Raw genomic sequence first — 21357 nt, forward strand, 5'->3', positions numbered from 1 at the left:
CGACGGAAACCACGATGCCGAACGGTTCAAAGAGTCACCCATCCTCGTCATGTGAGTCCCGCACGAATCTCGACCACCAAACCAATCAGAGAAATGAACGCACAAACGCCGCCGGCGAACCGGGTCGACCTCGGCGAAGCCATTTCCGTGGGACCGGGTACCACGTCCACAAAGAAGAGAAATACCCGATCCCCCATGTGCGCGATATTGCAGGCGATTATAAGACCTAGGGGAAACATAACAGCCCAGAGCACTAGACTGCCGAAGCTCATCCCAGTAGGGCCACGTCCCGCAATTTCCAGCATGTCGACCTGATTCATTTACGCCAACTATCCACTTGACCATCTCTTCATCGGCTGACACCGCCCAGCAGTGCGGCTCCGGTGGATGACCGGGCGACCGGGCGACCGGGCGACCCGAGTAATTCAAGCCGATCAACCGAACAACGTCACACCTTTGACGACTGCCACCACGGCAGCGACGACCGTCAGAATGGCCCATACAACCCTGAGATGGTCAAAAGTGAATCGCGGGCCGGGCGGGCCTCCCGGCGCGACCCTCCCGATGATGTCGTACACCCGGACTGCCAGGTTTCGGTAATCGAGGGCGATCAGCGTGCCGAGGACAGAGACCGCCACGGCCCACACGAAATGAAACACACCTATTCCTCCCGTACGGGCCCAGGCAGGGGCCGGGTCCAGACCTTTCCCATGCAGGTCCGCTCGTCCCAGAGCGGTGCACATACGCCGCCAGTCCGCGATGTCCGGGCCCGTCGTGCAGGCCAGGCACTCCGGACGGCCCGCCTTCGTCTCACGCATGGGCGGCTCGGCCGTGCCAGGCAGTCGGGCGCACGCCGAGCAACCGGATGCCGGAACGGGAACCGCTGCGCCCGCCGTCCCCGGCGAGGGGATCAGGCGGGCGCAGCCGTGCGTGTGGCGGAAAGGGGATTACATGATCGGGTCCGGTTCGCGGGCGAGGTCTGCCGCGCCCACCAGGCCGGCCTTGTTGCCGAGTCGGGCGCCGAGGACTTCGGCGACCGGGCGCCAGTTACCGCCGACCAGCCAGCGCTTGTAGGACTTGCGGATCGGGCCCAGGACCAGTTCGCCCTCGTCGGAGAGGCCCCCGCCGACGATGAAGGCGGAGGGGTCGAAGAGGGAGGCCAGGTCGGCGAGGCCGGCGCCGACCCAGCGGGCCAGCTCGCGGTAGGAGTCGACGGCCACCAGGTCGCCCTGGCGGGCGGCCATGGAGACGTGCTTGCCCTCGATGCCCTCCGGGGTGCCGTCGCCGAGGGAGAGCAGCGTCTCCGCGTTCTCGGGGGTGGCATTGGCGCGCTGCTTGGCGTAGCGGACCAGGGCGCGGCCGGAGGCGTACTGCTCCCAGCAGCCCTGCGAGCCGCAGCCGCACAGCAGACCGTCCGGCACCATCCGGATGTGGCCGAACTCGGCGGCCACGCCGAAGTGACCGCGGCGCAGCTTGTTGCCGATGATCACGCCGCCGCCGAGGCCGGTGCCGAGGGTGATGCAGATGACGTTGCGGTGGCCCTTGCCGGCTCCGAACTTGTACTCGCCCCAGGCCGCGGCGTTGGCGTCGTTCTCGACGACCACCGGGAGACCCACACGGGCCTCGACCTTCTCCTTGAGCGGCTCGTTGCGCCAGTGGATGTTGGGGGCGAAGTAGACCTCGGAGCGCTGGCGGTTGACGTAGCCGGCCGCACCGATGCCCACGCCGACGATGTCGTGTCCGGCGCGTGCTCCTTCCACCGCGGAGGCGATGGCGTCCACGATCCCCTCGGGCGTGCCCGGGGTCGGCACCTTGTGGGTCGAAAGGATGGTGCCTTCCTCGTCGACCACGCCCGCCGCGATCTTGGTGCCGCCGATATCGACGCCGATGGTGAGTCCCATGAATCCCTCAGTTCCGGTCGAGCCCCGCTACCGCCAACGGTACCCGAGGCGCCGGTCTGGGAGGCCCGGTGTCCGCACGGTGGGCGACCCGGTGGACACCATGGGTGTCCTGCGGGCGGGCCCGTGCGGCGGTGAGGTCAGTCCAGGTCGATGTGCTCGCCCGAGGCGGTTCCCGGGTCGTCACCGCGGTCCCGGCGCTCGTCGGCGTCGCGGGGTTCGGCGTCGCGGGCCGTCCAGCGGCGCTCCTGGTCCTGGACCGCGGAGCGGTAGGCGGCGAGGAGTTCGTTGCCGGCGGCGGCGAGGTGGTCGAAGACGTCGGGGTTGCGCTCGATGACGGGCTCGACGGCGGCCTTCGCCTGCTGGACGACCTGGCGGACCACCTGCTGCGCGGCGGGGCCCGCGACCGCGCCGAGGAGCGGGGACTGGAGGCCGGAGAGCTTGTCGGTGACCGCGTCGACGAGCTTCTTCAGCTCCTCGGCCGCGGAGCCGGGGGGCGGGCCGTACTGCGCGCGGCGGCGGGCCCTCTCCGCCTCCAGGTCCTCGGCGGCGGCGGTCGCCCAGGCGTCCGCGTCCGGGTCCGCGGCGGGCGTCCGTACGTCGTCCTTCGGCTTGTCGGCGATCTCGTCGCCGGCGTCGTCGGACGGGGGGAGCTGTTCGCTCATGACGGACTCCTTGACTGCGGGTGGCACTGTCGACGGTACCCGAACGGCGGTCGTGGCTTCAGCGGGTGCGCGGCCACAGTGCCGGATCCGGCCGGAATCGGATGCGCAGTTCGTCCTCGCGCAGGGCGGCGCCGTCGACGGTGCAGCGGCGCAGCGCGGAGGGCAGCGGGACGGCGCGGCGGAACGGTCCGGCGGTGATGATCAGTTCGTCGCCGCGCCGGATGAGGTCGAGTTCGTCGCGGTGCGTGCCGGGGAGGGGGATGTGCCAGACGAGGACGCCGTCCTCGTCCGTGGGGGTCTCCCCGCTCGTGGGGGTCTCCCCGCTGGAGCGCAGTCGAGCGTGGGGGAAGGGCGGAGAGTGGGCGAGGTCGGTCACCGGCCAGTCCGGGGTGCCGCGGCCGGTTCCGGGGCCGGGCACGGCGAGTGCGGTGAGGTCGTCGGCGCCGCGCGGGTCGCGTCCCAGATGGGCGACCGGATGGACGTCGTACGCCTCGCGCCACTCGTCCAGGGTTTTGCGCTGCTGGGCGAGGGGGCCGGCGAGCCACCCCTCCGCGTCCGCGCCGGTCTCGGGCAGGACGCGGTTGGCGATCAGGGCTTCGGTGCGCAGTCCGCGCAGGGCGAGGCCGAGGGTGGCGGTGCGGACGGCGTCGGCGCCGGCTGGTCCCGGCTCGGCGACCAGGCGTACGGCGGTGTCGCGGTCGGCCAGTACGGCTTCCACGGCGGCGAGCTGGAGGTCGAGGCGGGCCGCCGCCTCGTACAGCCACTCCGCGGGCAGCGGGACGCCGGCGAGGCGGCCGAGTACGGGGCGCAGGGCGCGGGCCGCCTGCCGCTCGGAGGGGAGGAGGCGCCGGAGGTAGCGGCGGAGTTCCTCGGGGAGGGCGAGGAGGGAGAGGGCCCGGGAGGTGGGCGGGAGGTCCACGACCACGAGGTCGTAGGGCTGCTCCGGGAGCGTGGTGTCGCGCAGGGCGCGCAGGACGGCGAGTTCCTCGGCGCCGGGGAGGGGGCTGGTCTCCTCGGGGTCGAGGCGGGAGGCGCCGAGCAGGTTCAGTGCGGAGGCGGCGCGGTCCTGGAGGGCGGCGAGGTCGCTGCGGAAGCCGGTGTCGGGGTCGATGCGGCGGGCGGTGAGGCGGGGGGTGATCTCGGTGGGGCCGGCCCCGACGGGGGTGCCGAGTACGGCGGTCAGGGTGTCCGTGGGGTCGGTTCCGAGGAGGAGGGTGCGCGTGCCCTCGCGGGCTGCGGTGAGGGCGGTGGCGGCGGCGGTCGTGGTGCGGCCGCTGCCGCCGGGGCCCGTGATCAGGAGGGTGCGCATGGGGGTGAACGGTAGCGGAGCGCGTGCGCGGCGGGTGAACGGTCGGCGGAGGGCCGGTGCCGGGGCGGAGGTGGAGGTGGAGGTGGGGCGGGGGTGGGTGCTGCTTGCCCGCGTTTGCGGGGTGCCTCCCCCAGAGGGGGCACCCCCAGCGCCCGCCCGTGCCGCCCCAGCGGCACGACTGCCCGCAGCTGGGGGGGGCGTGGTTGGCCCGGCGGCACGACTGACCGCAACGGGGAGGGGTGTTACTCCGGGGTTGATTCCACTCGCTTCTTCAGGCCGGCCAGGGCTCGGTCGATGATGACCTTCTCCGCCTTGCGCTTGATCATGCCGAGCATGGGGATCTTGACGTCGACGGTGAGGCGGTAGGTGACCTCGGTCGTGTCGGGGCCCGCCGGGGTGAGGGTGTAGGAGCCGTCGAGGGAGCGGAGCATCTGGGACTTGACCAGGGTCCAGGAGACCTCGTGGCCGCCGGTCCAGGTGTATGCCAGGGTCTGGTCGTCCTTGATGGCACCCGCGTCCATGACGAGGCGCACCTGCTCGGCACGGCCCTGCTCGTCGGTCTCGAGGACCTCCGCCTCCTTCACCTCACCCGTCCAGTCGGGATAGCGGTCGAAGTCGGCGATCACCCCCATGACGTCGGCCGGTGCCGCCTCGATCGTGATGCTCGAGCTGGTGTGTTCCGCCATCGCCGTGGCTCCTCCGGATGCGGGCCGGTATGCGTGCAGCGGAAGGCTACCGTGCGTTGGGCCGGGCGAACTCCCCCGACCTGGGGCATCCGCCCCTTCCGGCCTCACCATTCCAGCGCCCAGGGCCGTCCGGTGCTCGCGAAGTGCCCCACGTTCACGCATTCGGTGGCGCCAATCCGCATCCGCCGTACCAGCGGCTGGTGCACGTGGCCGAAGAGGGAGTAGCGGGGGCGGGTGCGGCGGATGGCGTCCAGCAGGGCGCGGCTGCCGCGTTCGAAGCGGCGGGCGACGGTGTCGTAGACCAGCTCCGGCACCTCCGGCGGGATGTGCGTGCAGAGCACGTCGACCTCGCCGACGGCCTCGATCTTCGCCGCGTACTCCTCGTCGTCGATCTCGTACGGCGTGCGCATCGGGGTGCGCAGGCCGCCGCCGACGAAGCCGAAGGTCCAGCCGCCGATCTCCACCCGCCGGCCGTCGAGGACGGTGGTGCCGGGGCCCGCGTACTCCGGCCACAGGGGTGGTACGTCGACGTTGCCGTAGGTGGCGTAGGTAGGGGTGGGGAAGGCGGAGAACAGTTCGGCGTACTGCTTGCGGACCGCCGTCTCGATCGCGGCGGGCTTGTCCATGCCGATGCCGGCCCACAGCCCCCGCTGGAAGTCGCGGGCCTCCTCGAAGCGGCGGGCGGTGCGCAGCTCCACGATGCGGTCGGCGTTCTCCGTGCCGAACAGGTCGGGGAAGATGCCGCGCGAGTGGTCGGCGTAGTCGAGGAAGAGCACCAGGTCGCCCAGGCAGATCAGTGCGTCGGCGCCCTCGCCGGCCCGGGCCAGGTCGCGGGCGTTGCCGTGCACATCGCTGACCACGTGGACGCGCGTGCGCCGGTTTCCGCCAGGTGTGGATGCCATGGCGATCAAGCGTAATCGTGTGCGGCACGCGTGAACAATGGCGGGCCTACCTGCGGTTACTGGCTCGGCGGTTCAGGGGTGGACTACTGTGCGCAATGGAACACCAACCTGTGTGACGCAGCGAACATCTGGCGGGGACCCCCTGTCGTAGAGGCCATACCGGCGGGTAACGTCCGGGCAGTCCAGTCATGCTCGGGATTTCAACTTGTGAATTCGCGAGCACCCGCCCGAGCCTTGGACCGCACCGTCGCATCGCACAACGTCGTGGCGCCGGCGCCCTAAGAGGAGCAGCAGTTTTGCGCGAGTTCAGCCTTCCGGCTTTGTACGAGGTCCCCGCGGACGGCAATCTGGCCGACATCGTCCGCCGCAACGCCGCGCAGCATCCCGATGTCGCCGTCATCGCCCGCAAGGTCGGCGGTACCTGGCAGGACGTGACGTCCACGACCTTCCTCGCGGAGGTGCGGGCTGCCGCGAAGGGCATGATCGCCGCCGGTGTGCAGCCCGGTGACCGGGTCGCCCTGATGTCCCGCACCCGCTACGAGTGGACGCTGCTGGACTTCGCGATCTGGAGCGCCGGCGCGGTCACCGTGCCGGTGTACGAGACCAGCTCGGCGGAGCAGGTGGCGTGGATCCTCAGCGACTCCGGCGTCACCGCCTGCTTCGTGGAGCTCGACACCCACGCGGCGACCGTGGAGTCCGTACGCGACCGGCTGCCGGAGCTGAAGCACCTGTGGCAGATCGAGGCCGGCGGCCTGGACGAGCTGAACCGGCTCGGCAAGGGCGTCGCCGAGGAGACGGTCGACGAGCGCAGCTCCGTCGCGAAGGCGGACGACCCGGCGACCATCGTCTACACCTCCGGCACCACCGGCCGCCCCAAGGGCTGTGTGCTGACCCACCGCAGCTTCTTCGCCGAGTGCGGCAACATCGTGGAGCGGCTGCGCCCGCTGTTCCGCACCGGGGAGTGCTCGGTGCTGCTGTTCCTGCCGCTCGCGCACGTCTTCGGGCGGATGGTGCAGATCGCGCCGATGGTGGCGCCGATCAAGCTGGGCCTCGTGCCGGACATCAAGAACCTCACCGACGAGCTGGCCTCGTTCCGGCCGACGCTGATCCTCGGCGTGCCGCGGGTCTTCGAGAAGGTGTACAACTCGGCGCGGGCCAAGGCGCAGGCCGACGGCAAGGGCAAGATCTTCGACAAGGCGGCGGACACGGCGATCGCCTACAGCCAGGCCCTGGACACGCCGTCCGGGCCGCCGGTCGGCCTGAAGATCAAGCACAAGGTGTTCGACAAGCTGGTCTACGGCAAGCTGCGCGCGGTGCTGGGCGGGCGCGGCGAGTACGCGATCTCCGGCGGCGCGCCCCTGGGTGAACGGCTCGGCCACTTCTTCCGCGGTATCGGCTTCAGCGTGCTGGAGGGCTACGGACTGACCGAGTCCTGCGCGGCCACCGCGTTCAACCCCTGGGACCGGCAGAAGATCGGCACGGTCGGGCAGCCGCTGCCCGGCTCGGTCGTCCGGATAGCCGATGACGGCGAGGTGCTGCTGCACGGCGAGCACCTGTTCAAGGAGTACTGGAACAACCCGGCCGCGACCGCCGAGGCGCTGGCCGACGGCTGGTTCCACACCGGGGACATCGGCACGCTGGACGAGGACGGCTATCTGCGGATCACCGGCCGGAAGAAGGAGATACTGGTGACGGCGGGCGGCAAGAACGTCGCCCCGGCGGTCATCGAGGACCGGATCCGGGCGCACGCGCTGGTCGCAGAGTGCATGGTGGTGGGCGACGGTCGGCCGTTCGTGGGCGCGCTGGTCACCGTCGACGAGGAGTTCCTGGGCCGGTGGTGCGCGGAGCACGGGAAGCCGGAGGGGTCGACGGCGGCGGCGCTGAGCCAGGACGCGGATCTGCTGGCCGCGATCCAGTCGGCGATCGATGACGGGAACGCGGCGGTTTCCAAGGCGGAGTCGGTGCGGAAGTTCCGGGTGCTGCCCGCGCAGTTCACCGAGGAGTCGGGGCATCTGACTCCGTCGTTGAAGCTGAAGCGGAACGTCGTGGCCAAGGATTACGCGCACGAGATCGAGGCGATCTACGCCAAGTAGGCGGGGGCGGGGCGCTGTGGGGGTGCCTCGCGAGCGTCGTCGGCGGGTGCGGGTCGAGTGGGGCCTGGCGCGCAGTTCCCCGCGCCCCTGAGGCGCTGCTCCTGACGGCGTTCTTCAGAACAGCCGGATCAGGGCAGCCACCCCTCAGAGCAGTTTCTTCAGGTGCTCCGCCAGGAGGTCCCAGCGCCACTTCTCCTCGACCCATGTGCGACCCCGTTGTCCCATGCTGCGGCGGAGTTCTCCGTCGGCGAGGAGGGTGGTGAGGCGGTCGGCCGTGTGGGCGGGGTCGTCGCCCGGGACCACCCAGCCGGTCTCCCCGTCGAGGACCGCGTCGGGGGCGCCGCCGGAGTCGCCGGCGACGACCGGGAGGCCGGTCGCGGAGGCTTCCAGGTAGACGATGCCGAGGCCCTCGACGTCCAGGCCCCCGCGCCGGGTACGGCAGGGCATCGCGAAGACGTCACCGGCGCCGTAGTGGGCGGGCAGTTCGGACCAGGGGACGGAGCCGGTGAAGCGGACGGACGCGGACACGCCGGTGTCGTGGGCGAGGCGGCGCAGTTCCTTCTCGTAGGGGCCGCCGCCGACGATCAGCAGCACGGCGTCCGGTTCGGCGGCCAGGACCGCGGGCATCGCCCGGATGAGAGTGTCCTGCCCCTTGCGTGGCACCAGCCGGGAGACGCAGACGACCACGGGGCGGTCGGTCAGGCCGAGCCGTGCCCGCACCTCGTCGCCGCCCGAGGAGGGGTGGAAGGCCTTCTCGTCGACGCCGGGCGGCAGTTGCACCATCCGGGAGGCCGCTTCGGGAGTGAGCGCGGAGGCGATCCGGGAGCGGGTGTACTCGCCGAGGTAGGTGATCGTGTCCGTGGACTCCCCGATACGGCGCAGCAGTCGCCGGGCGGCGGGCAGCTGGGCCCAGCCGGCCTCGTGGCCGTGGGTGGTGGCCACGATCCGCTCGGCGCCCGCGCGGCGCAGTGCCGGTGCCATCAGGCCGAGGGGAGCCGCCGCCCCGAACCACACCGAGGTGCACCCGTGTTCGCGCAGCAGCCCGACGGCCCGCCGGGTGGCGGCCGGGGTCGGCAGCAGCATCGTCGTACGGTCGCGCACGACGGTGAAGGGCTGCTCGGCGTCGAAGGCGGCGGTCGCCTCGGCGCCCTCCCGGGAGCGCTTCCAGGTGGAGGCGTAGACGACGAGGTGCTCCGGATCGAGCCGTAGCGCCATGTTGTGCAGGAACGCCTGGATGCCGCCGGGCCGGGGCGGGAAGTCGTTGGTCACGATCAGGGTCTTGTGCATCGCCGCAGACCCTATCGAATCGCGATCACGTCATCCGTCCCGGCGGTGGTCGGTGGCACGTACACCGGCGTCCGGGACATCATGGCCCCTCACGACGGCGACGACAGCACACCGGACGGGCAGGCATCACGTGAAGACGACGGCCGCACGAGGGTCCCTCGCAGGGCTTCTGGTCATCTGGGGGCTGACGAGGACGGCGCTGCTGCTGTACGTGCTCAAGGTGATCGTCTTTCCGGGGCCGGACGTCACGAGTGACGTGTCGGTGATCTACCGGGGCTGGTACGACGTGCTGAGCACCGGAACGTTCCCGCTGGACGACGTGACCTGGCAGTATCCGCCCGCCGCGGCGCTGGCGATCCTCTCCCCCGGTCTGCTGCCGTTCCTGGAGTACGCCACCGCGTTCTTCCTGCTGGCCTTCGTCGCCGACCTGGTCACGCTGACGCTGCTGCTGCACGCCGGCCGCGGTACCGGGCGGACGCGCCGCGGTGCCTGGGTGTGGGTGGCGGGCGTGCCGCTGCTCGGACCGACGGTGTACGCGCGCTACGACGTGATGGTGACGGCGGTGGCGGTGGCCGCGCTGCTGGCCGGCGTCCGGCACCCGCGGGTGATGGGGGCGCTGGTCGGGTTCGGGGCACTGGTGAAGGTATGGCCGGCGCTGCTGCTGCTCGCGGTGCGGGAGCGTGGGGCGTGGGTGTCGGCGGTGGTGACGGCGGGCGGGGTGGCGGCGCTGTTCGCCGTGCTGATGCCGGGGGCGTTCGCGTTTCTGGGCTTCCAGCGGGACCGGGGGACGGAGGTGGAGTCGCTGGGGGCGCTGGTCTTCCATGTCGCGCGGCATCACGGCTGGGAGGGCGAGGTGCTGCTCAACTACGGGTCGGTGGAGTTCCTCGGGCCCTATGTGAGCTGGGTGAGCACGGGGGCGCTGTTCCTGACGGGGGCGGCGCTGGCGTGGCTGGTGCTGTGGCGGGTGCTGGCGAGTCGGTTCGAGGCGCACACGGTCGCTGACGCGGCGTTCGTGGGGGTGCTGATGTTCACGGTCACGAGTCGGGTGATCAGTCCGCAGTACATGGTGTGGCTGGTGGGGGTTGCCGCGGTCTGTCTCTGTTTCCGGGGGAGCCGGATGGGGGTGCCGGTGGGGATGGTGCTGGTGGCTTGTCTGGTGACGGTGCTGGAGTTTCCGGTGTGGTTCGCCCATGTGGTGGCGAGTGACGCCCTGGGGATCTCGCTGCTGGTGCTGCGTAATGGGTTGCTGGTGGTGGCGACGCTGGTCGCGGCTCGGGTGGTGTGGCGTACGAGTGTTGCGGAGCGGCGGGTGATTCCTGTGGCGTCCGGGACGGCGCGTGCGTCGGAGGCGCCGGTGTCGTCCTGATCCCGCGGGGTTCGGGGGTTCGCGGGGTTCGGGGGTCCGCGGAGTTGGTGTGGGCCGGGGGGTGGTTGCGCAGCCCGGCGCTTGCGGGGTGCCGTCGCGCCCACCCGTGCCGCCCCAGCGGCACGACTGCCCGCGGTGGGGCGGGTGCGCGTGGTGGGGCGTCAGAGGAGGGCGTGGTGGGGGTGTCCGCGGTGGGGCGGCGGCGCGTGGTGGGGGTGTCCGCGGTGGGGTGGGGTCAGCGGCGTTTGCGGTGCAGGGCGATCGCTGCGGCGGTGCCGCCGGCCACCGCGCCGACGCCCGCCGCCGCGGGGATGCCGACCTTGGCGGCCCTGCGGGCGGTGCGGTAGTCGCGCAGACGCCAGTCCATACGGCGGGCGTGCTTGCGGAGCTTGGAGTCCGGGTTGATCGCGTACGGATGGCCCACCAGCGACAGCATCGGGATGTCGTTGTGCGAGTCGCTGTACGCCGCGCAGCGGCCCAGGTCCAGTTCCTCGGCCAGGGCCAGGGCGCGTACCGCCTCCGCCTTGGCCGGACCGTGCAGCGGCTCGCCCACCAGTTTGCCCGTGTACACGCCGTCGACCGATTCGGCGACCGTGCCCAGTGCGCCGGTCAGCCCCAGCCGGCGGGCGATCACCGTGGCGATCTCCACCGGTGCCGCCGTGACCAGCCAGACCCGCTGCCCGGCGTCGAGGTGGGCCTGGGCCAGGGCCCGGGTGCCCGGCCAGATCCGCTCGGCCATGTACTCGTCGTAGATCTCCTCGCCGATGGACTGCAGCTCGCGGACGCGGTGACCCCGGACGATGGAGAGCGCCGAGTCGCGGGCCTCCTGCATGTGCTCGGGGTCCTCGACCCCGGCCAGCCGGAACCACGCCTGCTGCCAGGCGAACCGCGCGAGCTCGCGCGTGTCGAAGAACTTCCGCTTGTGCAGTCCGCGCCCGAAGTGGAACAGGGCGGCGCCCTGCATCACGGTGTTGTCCAGGTCGAAGAACGCCGCGGCCCGCTCGTCACCGGGTACCGGGAACTCGGGTTCGCGTTCGAGAACTTCCTGGGTGGACTTGCGTGCTGCCTCCGCCGAGGCCTCGCCTGCCAACACGCTCCGCGCCGTGGCGGAGCGCTTACGGGGAGTGAGCCATCCGAGAGCGGCCATGGCGTGAGCATAGCCAGTCGGCCACGGACTTCCGGAGCCGAGAGGTTCCGGCGTCGTGAACTCTCCGGGGCCACGGCGTTGCCGCGCGGGCGACAATGGCCCGTATGAGTCCTCTCTTCCGCCGCAACACCCCGGCCGTGCCGCGGGACCGGCTCGTCACCCTCATCGGCAAGCCCGGCTGTCATCTGTGCGACGACGCGCAGGTGGTGGTGGAGAAGGTGTGCGCCGAGCTCGGCGTGCCGTGGGAGCGGAAGGACATCACCCGGGACCAGGAGTTGTACGACGCGTACTGGGAGCAGATCCCCGTCGTGCTCGTCGACGGCGCCCAGCACACCTTCTGGCGGGTGAACGAGGACCGTCTCCGCAAGGCGCTGGGTGACTGACCGGCCAGTCCAATCTGGCGGAAAGTAGCTTAGGATCGATGGTGACTTGGTCTCGGGGGCGGGATTCGCAGAGGAGAGTGTGCGGTTTTGCCCCCGAAAGAAAAGGGACGGCGGTGCTTGTGCGCCGGTTCTGTGCGAGTGCGCCGGGCTTGCGTGACCCCGGTCACGTTGGCCGGGCAAATCGGACACCATCTTTGTGCACGCGTTCACAAAGACATAGCCTGCTTCCGACGGGGCGGTCCGGGGACGTATGACCTGACGTATGACCGCCTGAAGCCCCGCTCTACCCGCAGGAGCACCGTGGCAACTGGCCGAACTCACCGACCGGCGACCCGTAGCCGAGGGATTCCCGAGGCCACCGTCGCCAGGCTTCCGTTGTACCTCCGCGCCCTCACCGCGCTCTCCGAGCGCTCGGTGCCCACGGTCTCCTCGGAGGAGCTCGCGGCCGCCGCGGGGGTCAACTCCGCGAAGCTGCGCAAGGACTTCTCCTACCTGGGCTCGTACGGGACCAGGGGCGTCGGTTACGACGTCGAGTATCTCGTGTACCAGATCTCCCGTGAACTCGGCCTCACCCAGGACTGGCCGGTCGTGATCGTCGGTATCGGCAACCTCGGCGCCGCGCTCGCCAACTACGGCGGGTTCGCCTCCCGTGGGTTCCGGGTCGCCGCGCTGATCGACGCCGACCCGGCGATGGCGGGGAAGCCCGTGGCCGGCATCCCGGTGCAGCACAGTGACGAACTCGAGTCGATCATCCAGGACAACGGTGTGTCGATCGGCGTCATCGCGACTCCCGCCGGTGCGGCCCAGCCGGTCTGCGACCGCCTCGTGGCCGCCGGGGTCACCTCCATCCTCAACTTCGCGCCGACCGTGCTGTCCGTGCCGGACGGCGTCGACGTGCGCAAGGTCGATCTCTCCATCGAGCTGCAGATCCTCGCCTTCCACGAGCAGCGCAAGGCCGGTGAGGAGGCCGCGGCGGAAGCCGCCGCGGCCGCTCCCGCCCCCGTGCGCAAGGACTCCGCCACCGACCAGGGGCCCGACGGGGACGTACCCGCCGTGATGCCGGCATGAGTCTCCTCGTCGTCGGACTGAGTCACCGCAGCGCGCCGGTCAGCGTGCTGGAGCGGGCCTCGCTGGGCGTGGACGCGCAGACCAAGCTGCTGCAGGACACGGTCGCCGCGGAGCCCGCGGACGAGGCCGCGGTCCTCGCCACCTGCAACCGCATCGAGCTGTACGCCGACGTCGACAAGTTCCACGCCGGTGTCGCCGAGCTGTCCACGCTGCTCGCCCAGCACAGCGGCGTCGGCCTCGAAGAGCTCACTCCTTATCTCTACGTGCACTACGAGGACCGGGCCGTCCACCATCTGTTCTCGGTGGCCTGCGGGCTGGACTCGATGGTCGTGGGCGAGGGGCAGGTCCTCGGCCAGATCAAGGACTCGCTCGCCCGCGCGCAGGAGACGCACACCGCCGGACGGCTGCTCAACGACCTGTTCCAGCAGGCGCTGCGGGTCGGCAAGCGCGCCCACTCCGAGACCGGGATCGACCGTGCCGGGCAGTCCCTGGTCACCTTCGGCCTGGAGCAGCTCGCCCTCGGCGCGCCCGTCGAGAACTGGGCGGACGCCAAGAAGGCCCTGGTCATAGGTGCCGGTTCGATGTCCTCGCTGGCCGCGGCCACGCTCGCGCGGGCCGGTGTCGCCGAGATCGTCATCGCCAACCGCACGCCGGACCGCGCCGAGCGGCTGGTGCAGATCCTCACCGAGGGCGACGACACGAACGTGCTGGCCCGCGCGGTACCGATGGCCTCGGTGCCGTTCGAGCTGACACGTGCAGATGTCGTCGTCTCCTGCACCGGCGCGACGGGGCTGGTCCTCACGGGCGACGCGGTCGCGGCGGGTGTCGAGAGCCGTACCGGCGGCCGGCGGGCCGTCGTCGACCTCGACAACCTCGACAACCTCGACAACAGCGACGACAGCGACGACCTCGCCGTCCTCGGGGACGCCGGCGGTACCGCCGCGCGGACCCCGCTGCCGCCCGCCTCCGCCGGCACCGACGAGGACTGCCCGCTCGACCTGTCCGCCGTGGCGCCCGGTTTCTCCGTCATGGGCGAGGCGGCGGTCGCCGGTATGGACGCGGCGACGCTGGAACAGCACGCGGCGTGGGCCGCGGGGCCGACCGTCGACCGCCGGCAGGGCGGCCAGGCGGGCCGCGGCGGTCCGGAAGCCGACGCCGAGGCCGACGCCGAACTGATCGGCGCGCTGGCCGCTGCCGCCTCCACGGCCGGCCGGATCCCGGAACGGCGCCGCCCCGAACCGGTGGCCGAGCCGCCGCGCCCGGAACCCGTACTGTTCCTGCTGGACCTCGCCATGCCGCGTGACATCGACGCGGCCGCGCACCGGGTCACCGGAGTGCGGCTGGTCGATATCGAATCGCTCGCGGAAGCCTCCGCGGACGCTCCGATGGCTGCCGATGTGGACCAGGTCCGGCGTATCGTCTCCGACGAGGTCGCCGCGTTCGGGGCGGCACAGCGGGCGGCGCGCATCACGCCGACCGTCGTCGCGCTGCGCACCATGGCGGCCGATGTGGTGGCCGGAGAGATCGCCCGTCTGGAGGGGCGGCTGCCCGGCCTGGACGACAGACACCGCGCGGAGATCACACAGACCGTGCGGCGTGTGGTCGACAAGCTGCTGCACGCCCCGACGGTTCGGGTCAAGCAGCTCGCGGCCGAGCCCGGCGGCGCCGGGTACGCCGACGCGCTGCGCACCCTGTTCGACCTCGACCCCGAGACGGTGGCCTCCGTCTCCCGCGCCGAGGAAAGCACCGAGAAGCGAAACGCAAGAAACCGAGGGCCGGGATGACTGAGAAGGCACTGAGGCTGGGGACCAGGCGCAGCAAGCTCGCCATGGCCCAGTCCGGGCAGGTGGCGGATGCCGTGAGCCAGGTGACCGGACGGCCCGTGGAGCTCGTCGAGATCACCACGTACGGCGACGTCTCGCGCGAGCACCTCGCGCAGATCGGCGGCACGGGTGTGTTCGTGGCCGCCCTGCGGGAGGCGCTGGCACGCGGCGAGGTGGACTTCGCGGTGCACTCGCTGAAGGACCTGCCCACCACGCAGCCCGACGAACTGGTCGTGGCGGCCATACCGGTGCGCGAGGACCCGCGCGACGTGATGGTCACGCGCGACGCGCTGAAGCTGACCGACCTGCCGCGCGGCGCACGCATCGGCACCGGTTCGCCGCGCCGCATGGCGCAGCTGAACGCCTACGCGCGCAGCCATGGCATGGACTTCGAGACCGTCCCGATCCGGGGCAACGTCGACACCCGCATCGGGTACGTCCACAAGGGCGAGCTGGATGCGGTGGTGCTGGCCGCCGCCGGGCTGAACCGGGTCGGCCGCAGCGACGAGGTGACCGACTTCCTGTCGGTCGACACGATTCTGCCCGCCCCCGGCCAGGGGGCACTGGCGGTCGAGACCACCGCGGACAACGCGGAGCTCATCGCCGCGCTCGCCGAACTCGACGACCCGTTCACGCGGGCCGCCGTGACGGCCGAGCGTTCCCTGCTCGCCGCCCTGGAGGCCGGCTGCAGCGCACCCGTGGGGGCGCTGGCCGACCTCTTGAGCGACGGGCAGATCGTCAAGGAAATGCGCCTGCGGGGTGTCGTCGGGTCGACCGACGGTGCCACCCTGGTGCAGCTGTCCACCACCGGTCCCGTGCCCCGGACGTACGAGGCGGCGATGGCGCTCGGTCGCGAACTCGCCACCGAGATGCTCGCCCAGGGCGCGGCCGGTCTGATGGGGGAGCGAGCACAGTGAGCCCCACCACCCTTCCCGCCCCTCCGGAACACGGGCACGTCACCTTCCTCGGTGCCGGACCCGGGGATCCGGGACTGCTGACCCTGCGTGCCGTGGAGGCGCTGGCGAACGCGGACGTCCTCGTCGCCGAGGACGATGTCCTCGACGTCGTGCGCCGACACGCCAGGCAGGGCGTCGCCGAGGTGCACACGGAGGCCGATCCGCCGGTCCCGGGCACGCCCCAACTGACGGTCGTTGACGGCGCGTCAACTTCCGCCGGTGTCCCCCTGATGAGGGATGCGGCACATCTTGTCATGGAGGCCGCGCGGGGCGGCAGGCGGGTCGTGCGTGCGGTGTCCGGTGATCCCGGGCTCGACGCGTACGCCGCCGAGGAGATGCTGGCGTGTGCCTCGGCCGGGGTGCCGTTCGAGGTCGTGCCCGGTATCGCCACCGCGGTCGGCGTGCCTGCGTACGCCGGAGTGCCACTGCGCGACGCCGAGGGCGCGGACGTGCGGTTCGTCGACGCGCGTACGGCGTCGGACCGGTGCTGGACGGAGGTCGGGGCGTCGGACGGCACGGTGGTCGTCTCCGCCACGCTGGACACCGTCGCGGCCACGGCCGGCGAACTGGTGTCCGCCGGACGTAAGCCCGATACGCCGATGACGGTGACGGTCGGCGGTACGACGACCCGGCAGCGCACCTGGACGGCGACGCTCGGCACGATCGCGCAGACGCTGAAGCAGGCGAAGGTGCTGCCGTCGCCTGAGGCCGGCCGCCCGGTGATAGCCGTGGTCGGTGAGCGTTCCGCCCCCGCCCAGCGCGACCGGCTGGCGTGGTTCGAGTCCAAGCCGCTGTTCGGCTGGAAGGTGCTCGTCCCGCGCACGAAGGAGCAGGCGGCGTCGCTCTCCGACCAACTGCGGTCCTACGGTGCCGTGCCGAGCGAGGTGCCGACCATCGCGGTGGAGCCTCCGCGCACCCCGCAGCAGATGGAGCGCGCGGTCAAGGGCCTGGTCACCGGCCGCTACGAGTGGATCGCGTTCACGTCGGTCAACGCGGTGAAGGCGGTCCGCGAGAAGTTCGAGGAGTACGGGCTCGACGCGCGTGCCTTCGCCGGTATAAAGGTCGCCGCGGTGGGCGATCAGACGGCCCAGGCCCTGATCGACTTCGGTGTACGTCCGGACCTGGTGCCGAGCGGCGAGCAGTCCGCCCGGGGCCTGGTGGAGGACTGGCCCCCCTACGACCCGGTCTTCGACCCGATCGACCGCGTCTTCCTGCCGCGCGCCGACATCGCCACGGAGACCCTGGTCGCCGGCCTCATCGAACTGGGCTGGGAGGTCGACGACGTGACCGCCTACCGCACGGTCCGCGCGTCGCCGCCGCCGGCTCAGACCCGTGAGGCGATCAAGGGCGGCGGCTTCGACGCGGTGCTGTTCACCTCGTCGTCGACGGTCCGCAACCTGGTCGGCATCGCGGGCAAGCCGCACAACGTGACGGTGATCGCGTGCATCGGCCCGGCCACGGCGAAGACGGCCGAGGAACACGGTCTGCGGGTCGACGTCATGTCGCCGGAACCCTCCGTCCACAAGCTGGCGGAGGCCCTGGCCGACTTCGGCACCCGCCGCCGCGCGGCCGCACTCGACGCCGGTGACCCGGTGACGAGGCCGAGCGAGCGCCGGCCGGGGTCGCGCAGACGCCGGTCGACGACGTGAGGTGAGGTGGGGCGCTCTTCTCGGGGGCGCCCCGTCTTCGTCCGGCCTCCGACGTCATCACTGCGGTACCCCGTTCACTGTGTTGCGCCGAGGCGTTGCAGAGGGTTCGGGAGATGGCCGACACGCGCAGACGTGGCCCGCACCCGTGCATGCGGGCCACGTGCGTCTACTCCGTCAGCAAGGAGAGGCGTACGGCAGGAAGGCCGTCCAGGTGGTGGGGGTGAGCGTGAGGCGGGGGCCGTTCGGGTTCTTGGAGTCGCGGACGAGGATGCGCGCGGGGGCGGTGGACACCTCGACGCAGCCGGGGCCGTCAGGTGTGCTGTAGCTGCTCTTTATCCACTCGGGAGCGGTGCCTTCCCTTGAGGGTTTGTGGATCATTTCTCTCCCAGCACTTTCTCGATGAAGGCCAGCGACTCCCGAGGGGTGAGAAGCCTGAGCCCGGATGGTCCCGTAGCGGATGGGTGTTTCGCGGTCCGGAACCCGGCCGCTGCCGCGACTGCCGGTACGGACCGAGTACAACGAGCGTGGTGGCGAGTGCGGCCTGAGCCCGTGCCCGCCCGTGCTGTCCACCGAGGCAGCCCCCTACCGCGTGTGCCGTTCCCTGCGTGAGGTGCAGGGGGTCCGGTACCGGTCAGCCGCCCTGGCCGGCGCTGCCGATCGGGCCGACCCGCACCGGGGAGCCGGAGCCGTCCGTGACGGGCAGTGAGGCGGCGCCCGGCCAGTCGAGGGTGACCGACTTCGTCTCGTTCGGCGGGGTCACCACGAGCCCGGTGATGCGGGCGCCGGAGCCGCCCGTGTCGTTGGCCGGGTAGGAAATGGAGAAGGAGATCGACTCGCCGTCCTTCAGGACGGTGGCGGAAGCCGGCTCACCCGCGCGCTCCGCGGACACCGTCCCCGCGTTGGTCTCCAGGTCGACACCGGCGAAGCCCGCGATCGAGCAGTCCCGGCCGCCGCCGTTCGTGAACGTCACCGCGACGGTGTTGTCCTCGTCGCCGCCGATGGTGCTGTCCTGCGCCGTGACCTCCAGTTCGTCGGTGCGGCACTTGCCGGTCGCGCTCTGTACCTGGTCCGGGCTCTCCCCGGCGGAGTCCTTCGCGGCACCTTGATCCGAGCCGCCCGAGCTCGGGCCGGCGTTCGAGGAGGAGGGGGCGGACGCGGCGGGCGAGCCGTCCTGGGCCGTGGCGGCGTCGTCGTCGTTCTGGCAGGCGGTGAGTGAGAGACCCGCGACAACGGACAGGATTGCGATGGCGAACTTGTTGACGCGCATGGTGTCTTCCTCGGTGTCGGTCGGTGTGCCGCCCCGGCTCTGCGGGCGAGCGCTTCTGTACACCAGGACTCGCCGGTCCGATCTTGAGTTCAGCCCAACTTCCTTCCAATACACTCCTGTTACAGGGCGAGACGGGAGCGGCGCAGACCACCACCCGGGAATCCCGGCCGGCACGGCGGTTCCCGTACCGATTTCCGTCTGTCCGCAGCCGTCGTCCGCCGGGACGGTTTCGTGACCCGGCGGGCTTGACCGTAGCGGTGAGGTGTGGGGCGTATCACCTGAACCGAACACCGTGGCGTGCCGTTGTGGGAGCGGACGCATGTGAGTGCGTCACGCTGGTGAACGAAGCGCATGGTGCGCCTGGAGGTCGGAGTGAACAGGGGATCGAAGGCCGGCATAGCGGCGGGAGTGGTCGTGCTGCTCGGGGTCGGTGGGTACGCGACGGTGGAGGCTGCCGGGCTGCTGAAGAAGACGGGGCCGTTGTCGCAGGACGAGGTCCGCTCGGCGGCGGACGACTTCCTGGACGCCTGGGCGAAGGGCGAGGTGGCCGACGCCGCGGAGCTGACCGATGACGAGCGGCCGGCCTTCGACGCGCTGACCCGTTTCCGGCAGGACATCGGGCCGGACGTGTCGTTCCAGGCCCGGCGGCGGGAGGCGGACGAGGTGGCGTTCTCCGTCACCGTCCGGTTCGCGGAGAGCGGGGCCGGCCCGGACTGGACGTATGGCTCCTCGCTGAAGGTCGTACGGGACGAGGGGTCGGGTGAGCCCCGTGTCGACTGGTCGCCCGCCGTCGTCCATCCCCGGCTGGCCGACGGCGGCAGGCTGGCCCTGGTGGAGAACGACGCGTCGTCCATCGAGGCCACCGACCGGGACGGTCAGGAACTGACGGTCGAGGAGTTCCCGTCCCTGGCGACGGTGCTGCCCACGCTGGCGGAGCGGTACGGCGAGGGTCTGGGCGGTGAGCCCGGGGTCGAGGTGCGGATCACCGAGCAGGAGGGCGGGGCGGGCGGGCCGCTGCACGTCGTGTCGGAGGGGAAGAAGGCCGAGCTGCGCACCACCCTGTCCGCCAAGGCGCAGCGTGCCGCCGAGCGGGCCGTGAAGAAGTACCCGGAGTCGTCGGCCGTGGCGGTCGAGCCCGGCAGCGGTGACATCCTCGCCGTCGCCAACAACCGTGAGGACGGCTTCAACGCCGCCTTCCTCGGGAACCGCGCTCCCGGCTCGACGATGAAGATCGTCACCGCGGCGGCGCTGCTCGAGCAGGACCTGGTCGGCGCCTCCCGGCCGGCTCCGTGCCCCAGCACCGAGAGCTACGGGGGAGCCACCTTCCAGAACCTGGACAAGTTCGAGATCGACGGCGGCACCTTCTCCGACGCCTTCATCCGCTCCTGCAACACCACCTTCGTGAACTTCGCGGAGCGTGTCGGCGCGGACGGACTCGCCGGCGAGGCGAAGGAGGTGTTCGGGATCGGGCTGGAGTGGCGCAGCGGTGTGGCCACGTTCGACGGCAGTGTGCCCGAGGCGGAGGGGCCGGAACTGGCGGCGTCGATGATCGGGCAGGGCAAGGTGCAGATGAACGCGCTGACCATGGCGTCGGTCGCGGCCACGGCCTCCACCGGAACGTTCCGCCAGCCGGTCCTCGTGGCACCGGAGCTGGACGGCCGGGAGATCGCCGAGGCGCCCCGGTCCCTTCCCGACGGGGTCACCGAGCAGTTGCGCGGTCTGATGCGGCGCACCGCGGCGGAGGGGACGGCGGCCGAGGCGCTGCGCGGGCTGCCGGGGGACGTCGGGGCCAAGACGGGATCGGCGGAGGTCGACGGGGCGCAGACGTCGGACAGCTGGTTCACCGGCTTCCGCGACGACACCGCCGCGGCGGCCACGGTGGAGGCCGGCGGGCACGGCGGGGACGCGGCCGGGCCCATCGTGCGCGACATCCTGGCGGCGGGGAAGTGACATGCCGCGTCGCCTCGTCGCCGCCCGGAAGGGCGGGCAGGGCCGGATGAACGTGTCGCTCGGTGCCGGTGCCGGTGCCGTGCTGTTGCTTCTCGCTCTGCACGCGGGCGGAGAGACCGTGGAGGTGCCCGCCGGTGACGGTCGGGCGGACGTGGTCACCATGGGGCGGGTGTGCCGCTCCGAGCTGGCGCCGAACATGGAACTGTCCTGCGGTACCCAGGGGTTCGGCGATCTGCGGCATGCGTGCGGCGGACAGGCGGGCTGTGCCCGCACCACCGCGGTGACGGTGCGCAACAGTGGTCCCTCCGACGCCTTCGTGAGCGTCATCAGCGGGCCCCGCCAGGGAGTCCGGGAGCAGGGGACGGAAGAGAGGGTGGCGCCCCGGGACACGGTCACGCTCCGCCCCGACGGCGTGGGCTACCTGTTCGACATCGTCCTGCGCGCCTCCCGGTCCGCACCGGTGGAGCTCCGCGTCGTCCGCGTCACGGGAGCGCAGGTGACGGGGCATGAGCGGAACTGAGGAGACGCGCAGGGTGCGGCGGGGCGTGCGTACGTCCGTCCTGGTGCTGCTGCTCCTGTGCGCGGCGGCGTGCAGGGTGGGCGGTGACGACTCGGTGGGAGGGGAGCCGGAGGACGAGCCGGCGACGACGCGGTCGCCCACCGTCGGCGCCCCTCCGGTCACGCCGTGACGGGGTGCGGGACCGGTCGGGCAGGCGCCGGCCGTTGACGACCCGGGTCGGGCCCTGGCGGGGTGGCCGGGTCCTCCGGGGTGGCGGGCACCACAGGCCCGGTGACCTGGAAGGTCGTGCGTCGGACCGGATTCTCCGGCGGAGTCCGCCGCCCGCGGCGACCGCGAGGGCGGGCCCGCGCCGCGGACCGGCAACGACGTGAAGGACCATGACGGAGAG

20 protein-coding genes are annotated in these 21357 nt (G+C 71.6%); 10 read left to right on the plus strand and 10 right to left on the minus strand.

Annotation, left to right across the window (positions count from 1 at the left end; all coding sequences use genetic code 11):
• Positions 1–434: 434 nt before the first annotated feature.
• The 6 genes from HTV45_RS02320 to HTV45_RS02345 form a co-directional block, all read right to left on the minus strand.
• Entirely contained in the window at positions 435–659 is a 225-nt protein-coding gene (locus HTV45_RS02320; RefSeq protein ID WP_215203883.1) for a hypothetical protein, read from the minus strand.
• A gap of 288 nt (positions 660–947) precedes the next feature.
• Entirely contained in the window at positions 948–1901 is a 954-nt protein-coding gene (locus tag HTV45_RS02325; protein ID WP_215203884.1) for an ROK family glucokinase, read from the minus strand.
• 137 nt (positions 1902–2038) lie between these two features.
• Positions 2039–2563: a DUF5304 domain-containing protein gene (locus tag HTV45_RS02330; protein WP_215203885.1), complete on the minus strand. Its 525-nt coding sequence runs from the start codon at positions 2561–2563 to the stop codon at positions 2039–2041.
• 58 nt (positions 2564–2621) lie between these two features.
• Positions 2622–3872, minus strand: a complete 1251-nt coding sequence (locus tag HTV45_RS02335; RefSeq protein ID WP_215203886.1) for an ArsA family ATPase — start codon at positions 3870–3872, stop codon at positions 2622–2624.
• A 242-nt stretch (positions 3873–4114) separates the two neighbouring features.
• Positions 4115–4558 (minus strand): SRPBCC family protein, encoded by a 444-nt coding sequence (locus HTV45_RS02340; protein ID WP_215203887.1) that lies wholly within the window; start codon positions 4556–4558, stop codon positions 4115–4117.
• 104 nt (positions 4559–4662) lie between these two features.
• Complete coding sequence (locus HTV45_RS02345; protein WP_215203888.1) at positions 4663–5460, minus strand: metallophosphoesterase; 798 nt, start codon at positions 5458–5460, stop codon at positions 4663–4665.
• Positions 5461–5756: 296 nt separating this feature from the next.
• Between HTV45_RS02345 and HTV45_RS02350 the strand changes: the two genes are divergently transcribed.
• Entirely contained in the window at positions 5757–7553 is a 1797-nt protein-coding gene (locus HTV45_RS02350; RefSeq protein WP_215203889.1) for a long-chain fatty acid--CoA ligase, read from the plus strand.
• A gap of 144 nt (positions 7554–7697) precedes the next feature.
• Here the strand turns inward: HTV45_RS02350 and HTV45_RS02355 are convergent, their stop codons facing one another.
• Complete coding sequence (locus HTV45_RS02355) at positions 7698–8840, minus strand: glycosyltransferase family 4 protein (protein WP_215203890.1); 1143 nt, start codon at positions 8838–8840, stop codon at positions 7698–7700.
• Between the two features lie 130 nt (positions 8841–8970).
• Here HTV45_RS02355 and HTV45_RS02360 point away from each other — a divergent pair, with 130 nt between their 5' ends.
• Positions 8971–10206: a glycosyltransferase family 87 protein gene (locus tag HTV45_RS02360; protein WP_215203891.1), complete on the plus strand. Its 1236-nt coding sequence runs from the start codon at positions 8971–8973 to the stop codon at positions 10204–10206.
• A 235-nt stretch (positions 10207–10441) separates the two neighbouring features.
• Here HTV45_RS02360 and HTV45_RS02365 read toward each other — a convergent pair whose 3' ends face one another.
• Positions 10442–11353: an HAD family phosphatase gene (locus HTV45_RS02365; protein WP_215203892.1), complete on the minus strand. Its 912-nt coding sequence runs from the start codon at positions 11351–11353 to the stop codon at positions 10442–10444.
• Between the two features lie 95 nt (positions 11354–11448).
• Here HTV45_RS02365 and HTV45_RS02370 point away from each other — a divergent pair, with 95 nt between their 5' ends.
• The 5 genes from HTV45_RS02370 to HTV45_RS02390 all read left to right on the plus strand — a co-directional run bounded on the left by HTV45_RS02370 (position 11449) and on the right by HTV45_RS02390 (position 17232).
• On the plus strand, positions 11449–11736 hold the full coding sequence (locus tag HTV45_RS02370; RefSeq protein WP_215203893.1) for a glutaredoxin family protein: 288 nt from the start codon (positions 11449–11451) through the stop codon (positions 11734–11736).
• A 300-nt stretch (positions 11737–12036) separates the two neighbouring features.
• On the plus strand, positions 12037–12804 hold the full coding sequence (locus HTV45_RS02375; protein ID WP_215203894.1) for a redox-sensing transcriptional repressor Rex: 768 nt from the start codon (positions 12037–12039) through the stop codon (positions 12802–12804).
• The gene (locus HTV45_RS02380; RefSeq protein WP_215203895.1) at positions 12801–14588 is read left to right on the plus strand and encodes a glutamyl-tRNA reductase; all 1788 of its coding nucleotides are present in this window, start codon (positions 12801–12803) and stop codon (positions 14586–14588) included. Before HTV45_RS02375 ends, HTV45_RS02380 begins: the two co-directional genes overlap by 4 nt.
• Positions 14585–15544 (plus strand): hydroxymethylbilane synthase, encoded by a 960-nt coding sequence (gene hemC / locus HTV45_RS02385; protein ID WP_215203896.1) that lies wholly within the window; start codon positions 14585–14587, stop codon positions 15542–15544. Before HTV45_RS02380 ends, hemC begins: the two co-directional genes overlap by 4 nt.
• On the plus strand, positions 15541–17232 hold the full coding sequence (locus HTV45_RS02390) for a bifunctional uroporphyrinogen-III C-methyltransferase/uroporphyrinogen-III synthase (protein WP_215203897.1): 1692 nt from the start codon (positions 15541–15543) through the stop codon (positions 17230–17232). The genes hemC and HTV45_RS02390 overlap by 4 nt, the downstream gene beginning before the upstream one ends.
• A gap of 174 nt (positions 17233–17406) precedes the next feature.
• Here HTV45_RS02390 and HTV45_RS02395 read toward each other — a convergent pair whose 3' ends face one another.
• Entirely contained in the window at positions 17407–17610 is a 204-nt protein-coding gene (locus HTV45_RS02395) for a DUF397 domain-containing protein (RefSeq protein ID WP_215203898.1), read from the minus strand.
• A gap of 253 nt (positions 17611–17863) precedes the next feature.
• On the minus strand, positions 17864–18499 hold the full coding sequence (locus HTV45_RS02400; protein ID WP_215203899.1) for a DUF4232 domain-containing protein: 636 nt from the start codon (positions 18497–18499) through the stop codon (positions 17864–17866).
• Between the two features lie 372 nt (positions 18500–18871).
• Here HTV45_RS02400 and HTV45_RS02405 point away from each other — a divergent pair, with 372 nt between their 5' ends.
• The 3 genes from HTV45_RS02405 to HTV45_RS02415 are packed head-to-tail and all read left to right on the plus strand — an operon-like array spanning position 18872 to position 21138.
• Positions 18872–20449, plus strand: a complete 1578-nt coding sequence (locus HTV45_RS02405) for a penicillin-binding transpeptidase domain-containing protein (protein ID WP_308309025.1) — start codon at positions 18872–18874, stop codon at positions 20447–20449.
• 1 nt (position 20450) lies between these two features.
• On the plus strand, positions 20451–20969 hold the full coding sequence (locus HTV45_RS02410) for a hypothetical protein (protein WP_215203901.1): 519 nt from the start codon (positions 20451–20453) through the stop codon (positions 20967–20969).
• Complete coding sequence (locus HTV45_RS02415) at positions 20956–21138, plus strand: hypothetical protein (RefSeq protein ID WP_215203902.1); 183 nt, start codon at positions 20956–20958, stop codon at positions 21136–21138. Before HTV45_RS02410 ends, HTV45_RS02415 begins: the two co-directional genes overlap by 14 nt.
• The last annotated feature ends 219 nt before the right edge of the window (positions 21139–21357 follow it).

It is taken from the genome of Streptomyces sp. CHD11, from assembly GCF_018638295.1.
Classification (GTDB): domain Bacteria; phylum Actinomycetota; class Actinomycetes; order Streptomycetales; family Streptomycetaceae; genus Streptomyces.

Coding starts and splice junctions, on each gene's coding strand:
- HTV45_RS02325 (WP_215203884.1), bottom strand. CDS start 1,901: ATGGGACTCACCATCGGCGTCGATATCGGCGGCACCAAGATCGCGGCG.
- HTV45_RS02330 (WP_215203885.1), bottom strand. CDS start 2,563: ATGAGCGAACAGCTCCCCCCGTCCGACGACGCCGGCGACGAGATCGCC.
- HTV45_RS02335 (WP_215203886.1), bottom strand. CDS start 3,872: ATGCGCACCCTCCTGATCACGGGCCCCGGCGGCAGCGGCCGCACCACG.
- HTV45_RS02340 (WP_215203887.1), bottom strand. CDS start 4,558: ATGGCGGAACACACCAGCTCGAGCATCACGATCGAGGCGGCACCGGCC.
- HTV45_RS02345 (WP_215203888.1), bottom strand. CDS start 5,460: ATGGCATCCACACCTGGCGGAAACCGGCGCACGCGCGTCCACGTGGTC.
- HTV45_RS02355 (WP_215203890.1), bottom strand. CDS start 8,840: ATGCACAAGACCCTGATCGTGACCAACGACTTCCCGCCCCGGCCCGGC.
- HTV45_RS02365 (WP_215203892.1), bottom strand. CDS start 11,353: ATGGCCGCTCTCGGATGGCTCACTCCCCGTAAGCGCTCCGCCACGGCG.
- HTV45_RS02370 (WP_215203893.1), top strand. CDS start 11,449: ATGGCCCGTATGAGTCCTCTCTTCCGCCGCAACACCCCGGCCGTGCCG.
- HTV45_RS02380 (WP_215203895.1), top strand. CDS start 12,801: ATGAGTCTCCTCGTCGTCGGACTGAGTCACCGCAGCGCGCCGGTCAGC.
- hemC (WP_215203896.1), top strand. CDS start 14,585: ATGACTGAGAAGGCACTGAGGCTGGGGACCAGGCGCAGCAAGCTCGCC.
- HTV45_RS02395 (WP_215203898.1), bottom strand. CDS start 17,610: ATGATCCACAAACCCTCAAGGGAAGGCACCGCTCCCGAGTGGATAAAG.
- HTV45_RS02400 (WP_215203899.1), bottom strand. CDS start 18,499: ATGCGCGTCAACAAGTTCGCCATCGCAATCCTGTCCGTTGTCGCGGGT.
- HTV45_RS02410 (WP_215203901.1), top strand. CDS start 20,451: ATGCCGCGTCGCCTCGTCGCCGCCCGGAAGGGCGGGCAGGGCCGGATG.
- HTV45_RS02415 (WP_215203902.1), top strand. CDS start 20,956: ATGAGCGGAACTGAGGAGACGCGCAGGGTGCGGCGGGGCGTGCGTACG.